This window comes from Pseudokineococcus marinus, from assembly GCF_013004605.1.
GTDB lineage: Bacteria > Actinomycetota > Actinomycetes > Actinomycetales > Quadrisphaeraceae > Pseudokineococcus > Pseudokineococcus marinus.
This window is the reverse complement of record NZ_JABEMA010000297.1, coordinates 1-3,839: the sequence shown is the minus strand read 5'-3', so window position 1 is coordinate 3,839 and position 3,839 is coordinate 1. Positions and strand designations below refer to the sequence as shown.

At 79.6% G+C, this 3,839-nt stretch carries 3 protein-coding genes and 1 pseudogene; 3 read left to right on the top strand and 1 reads right to left on the bottom strand.

The window, feature by feature from the left end; genetic code table 11:
• From HLB09_RS18845 to HLB09_RS14325, 3 genes and pseudogenes are all read left to right on the top strand, one after another.
• Window positions 1-410 (top strand): annotated as a pseudogene (locus HLB09_RS18845) (hypothetical protein); the annotation flags it as partial.
• Entirely contained in the window at window positions 308-874 is a 567-nt protein-coding gene (locus tag HLB09_RS18840) for a PP2C family protein-serine/threonine phosphatase (RefSeq protein WP_322790200.1), read from the top strand. The pseudogene HLB09_RS18845 and the gene HLB09_RS18840, both read left to right, overlap by 103 nt.
• Window positions 875-971: 97 nt before the next feature.
• Window positions 972-1,976 carry an endonuclease/exonuclease/phosphatase family protein gene (locus HLB09_RS14325; RefSeq protein ID WP_171204014.1) on the top strand — a complete coding sequence of 335 codons (1,005 nt, stop codon included), beginning with the start codon at window positions 972-974 and terminating at the stop codon, window positions 1,974-1,976.
• Between the two features lie 225 nt (window positions 1,977-2,201).
• On the opposite strand, the gene HLB09_RS14320 is transcribed toward HLB09_RS14325, so the two are convergent.
• Window positions 2,202-3,839: putative PEP-binding protein (locus HLB09_RS14320; RefSeq protein WP_171204013.1), on the bottom strand; the 1,638-nt coding region annotated here is incomplete at its 5' end.

The window sequence follows — 3,839 nt, the reverse complement described above, 5'->3', positions numbered from 1 at the left end:
TGGCCGACGAGGAGGTGAAGTACCTGCTCGACGAGAGCGGGCACATCAGCGCGCTGTCCAAGCAGGTCGTCGGCGGGCTCGGCGAGGCCGTGGGCATCAACTACGTCAGCGCGGAGGACCGCGAGGTGGCGCACGAGGACCTCGCGGCCGCGGGGGACCAGGACTACTTCGAGAAGGGCATCGAGGACGCCATCGCCCTCGAGGGCATGCGCGCGCGGGCGGGGACTGGTGCGACGTCGTCGTCGGCGGCGACCGCGGCGCCGCCCGAGCGGGCGCCGCGGGCCCGGTGCTCGTGCTCGGCGACGTCATGGGCCACGACGCCCGGGCGTCCGCCGTCATGGGGCAGCTGCGGGTCATGGCGCGCACCACGGCCTGGTCCTTCCCCGACGAGAGCCCGGCGCAGGTGCTGAGCCGCGTCGACCACGCCATGGCGGGGCTCGGCGTCACGAGCATGGCGACGTGCGTCGTCGCCCGTGTCGAGACGGTGCCCGGCACCCGTCCGGGGGCGCCGGTCCGGCACCGCCTGCGCTGGACGAGCGCCGGCCACCCGCCCCCGCTGCTCGTGCGCGCCGACGGGTCGGCGGAGCTCCTCGGGCAGCAGCCGGGCGTCCCGCTGGGCGTCGCGCCGGACGCCGAGCGCACCGAGGCCGTCGTCGACCTGCCGCCGGGCGCCACGGTGCTGCTCTACTCCGACGGGCTCGTCGAGCGGCGGGGCGCCTGCCTCGGCGCCCGGCTGCGGCATCTCGCCCGCGCGGCGGGGCGCCGTGCCGGCGCGCCGCTGGGCGAGCTCGTCGACGCGGTCGTCGCCGAGATGCTCGACGACGCCGGGCCCGCCCGCGACGACGTCGCGCTCCTCGCCGTCCGCGCGCGCTGACCTCTCGCGAGCACCCCGGCGCCGGCCCGGTCCCCCCCTCCTCCGCGACCGCTCCGCCGCCATGCTCCTGCCGCCGGGGCCGTGGCAGGGTGCGGCCGTGCGAGCCCTCGGCGTGGTGGCGGCCCTGGTGCTCGCGACCGCCGCCGTCGTCACCTGCGCACCCCTCCCGCTGGGGCTCTCGACGACGCCGGGCGTCACGCAGGCGGTGGCCCTGCGCGGGGCGGGGGCTCTGGCGCTGCTCGTGCTCGGGCTCGTCATCGGCCTGGCCGCCGCGGCGGTGGCGCTCCGGCGGCGGCGGCGGCCGCTGGTGGCCGGGGCGCTCGCCGTCGTCCTCCTGGCCTGCGCGGCCGGCCACGTCGGCGTCCTCGTCGCGCGCGGGTGGGACGGAGGGGGAGCGGCGCCGGCGCCCGACCTCGTCGTCGTCGCGCTCAACACCGAGGTCGACGGGGTCGCGCCCGAGGAGCTCGCCGCGCTCGTGGAGGGGAGCGGGGCCGACGTCGTCGCCCTCCCCGAGACGTCGGAGCGGACCGCGGAGGCCGTGGCCGCGGCGGTGGAGCGGCGCACGGGCGAGGCCTTCGCCGTGCTCGCCGAGGAGGTCGACGACCGGCCGATCGCCGCCACGAGCCTGCTCGTGCACGAGCGCCTGGGCCCGCACGAGCGCGCCGACGCGCCCGCCCTCGACCTCTCCGCCGTCGCCGCCGCACCGGTCGACGGCGACGGTCCCCTCCTCGTCGCGGTGCACCCGCCGCCGCCGATCCCCGGGGCCTTCCCGCAGGAGCGGTGGGCGGAGCAGGTGGCCACCGCGGCCGCGGCGTGCACGGCCGCGCCGGGCGCCGTCGTGGCCGGGGACCTCAACGCGACGCTCGACCACGCCCCGCTCGCGGACGCCCTCGACGCCGGCCCGTGCGTGGACACAGCCGATGCCGTCGGCGCGGCGGCCTGGGGGACCTGGCCCGCGTCCGTGCCCGCCGTGCTCGGCGCGCCCATCGACCACGTGCTCGTCGACGGGCGCGTCTGGCAGCCGCTCTCGGCGCGGGTCGAGCGCGTGGGTGCGACCGACCACCGCGCGCTCGTCGTCGCGCTGGCCCGGCGCGAGCCGTAGCCCGGAGCGCTGCACCGGTCGGCGCGCCGCTCCGAGCCGACGAGCGCGGACCTCGAGGGCCGACGCGCCGTGCGCGCCTCCCGAGCGCGGACTTCGAGGCCCGACGCACCGCGGGCAAGCCCTCGAGATCCGCGCTCGCGGCTCGTCCTCGGTGCCCGGCCGTCCCGGCGCTGCGCGCACCCGCCCCGGGAGGGCCAGGGGCACTGCCGGAGGCCGCGCCTGGGCTCAGCCCAGCTCGGCCAGCGCCGCGGCGCGCGCCGCGGCCGGGTCCGGCGCGGCGAGGGCGGCGGACGCCGCCGCCCGGCACCGCTCGGGGGTGGCCGTCTGCAGGCGCGCGCCCACGGCGGGCAGCGCGGCGGCCGCCGCCGACAGCGAGGTGACGCCGAGCCCCACGAGCACGCAGGCGAGCAGCGGGTCGGCGGCCGCCTCGCCGCACACGCCCACGGGCTTGCCCGCCCGCTGCCCGGCGAGCGCCGTCATGGCCACGAGCGCGAGGACGGCGGGCTGCCAGGGGTCGTTGAGGTCGGCGAGGTCGCTCGAGAGGCGGTCGGCCGCCATGGCGTACTGCGTGAGGTCGTTGGTGCCGATCGACAGGAAGTCGACGTGGTGGAGGAACCGCGCGGCCAGCAGCGCGACCGACGGCACCTCGACCATGACGCCGGGCACGAGCCCGCGGGCGCGCACCGCGGCGGCGAAGCCCTTCGCCTCGGCCTCGGTGGCGACCATCGGCGCCATCACCCACGGCCGCAGGCCCGTGCGCTCGGCGGCCAGGGCGACGGCGTCCAGCTGGCGCTCGAGCAGGCCCGGGTCGCGGCGCACGACCCGCAGCCCGCGGACGCCGAGCGACGGGTTCTCCTCGTGCTCCGGCGTCGCGTAGGCGATCGGCTTGTCCGAGCCGGCGTCGAGGGTGCGCAGCACGAGCTTGACGTCGACCGGCCCGTCGTCTCCCGACCCGTCTCCGGATCCGCCGCTCCCCGATCCGTCTCCGGGGCCGCCCGCCCGGGCCCGCTCGGCGAACGGCGCGAGCACCTCGGCGTAGACGGCGGCCTGCGCCTCGACGTCCGGCTCGACCGCGGTGCCGAGGAAGCACAGCTCGGTGCGGAAGAGGCCGACGCCCTCGGCGGGGCCGGCGGCGGCCGCGCGGGCGGCGGCGCCGTCGGCCACGTTGGCCAGCAGCGGGAACGGCGTGCCGTCGCCGAGGCGGCCCGGGCCCCGCCAGGCGGCTGCGGCGGCGCGGGCCGCGCGGTCGGCCTCGACGCGGCCCGCGGCGTGCTCGAGGTCGGGGTCGACCTGCACGGTGCCGGTGGTGCCGTCGACGAGCACCATGTCGCCCTCCGCGAGGGCCTGCGCGCCCTCGACGGCGACGACGCAGGGGATGCCGAGCTGCCGGGCGATGATCGCCGTGTGGCCCGTCGGGCCGCCGCCGCGCGTGACGAGGGCGCGCACGCGCGCCGGGTCGAGGCCGGCCGTATCGGCGGGCGCCAGGTCCTCGGCCACGAGGACGCTGGCCACGTCGGGACGGGGGACGCCGGGCTGCGGCTGGCCGGTGAGGTCGGCGACGACGCGGTCGCGCACGTCGTGCAGGTCGGTGACGCGGTCGGCCATGAGGCCGCCCATGGCCGCGAACATCTGCGCGAACTTCTCGGCGGCGCCGGTGACGGCGACGTCGGCGGCAGCACCGGCCCGCGTGCGCTTGCGCACCTCGACGAGGAAGCCCCGGTCGGCGGCGAGCTGGGCCGTCGCCTGGAGCACCGCGGCGGCGTCCCCCGTCGTGGCCTCCGCGCGCACCCGCAGCCGCTCGGCCACGGCGGCCGCCGAGGCCCGGGCGCGCTCGAGCTCGGCGTCGCGCGCGTCCTCGGGGAC

Bases quoted from the DNA above. Each gene is read 5' to 3' on its own strand.
- HLB09_RS18840 (WP_322790200.1), top strand. From the start codon at position 308: ATGGGCCACGACGCCCGGGCGTCCGCCGTCATGGGGCAGCTGCGGGTC.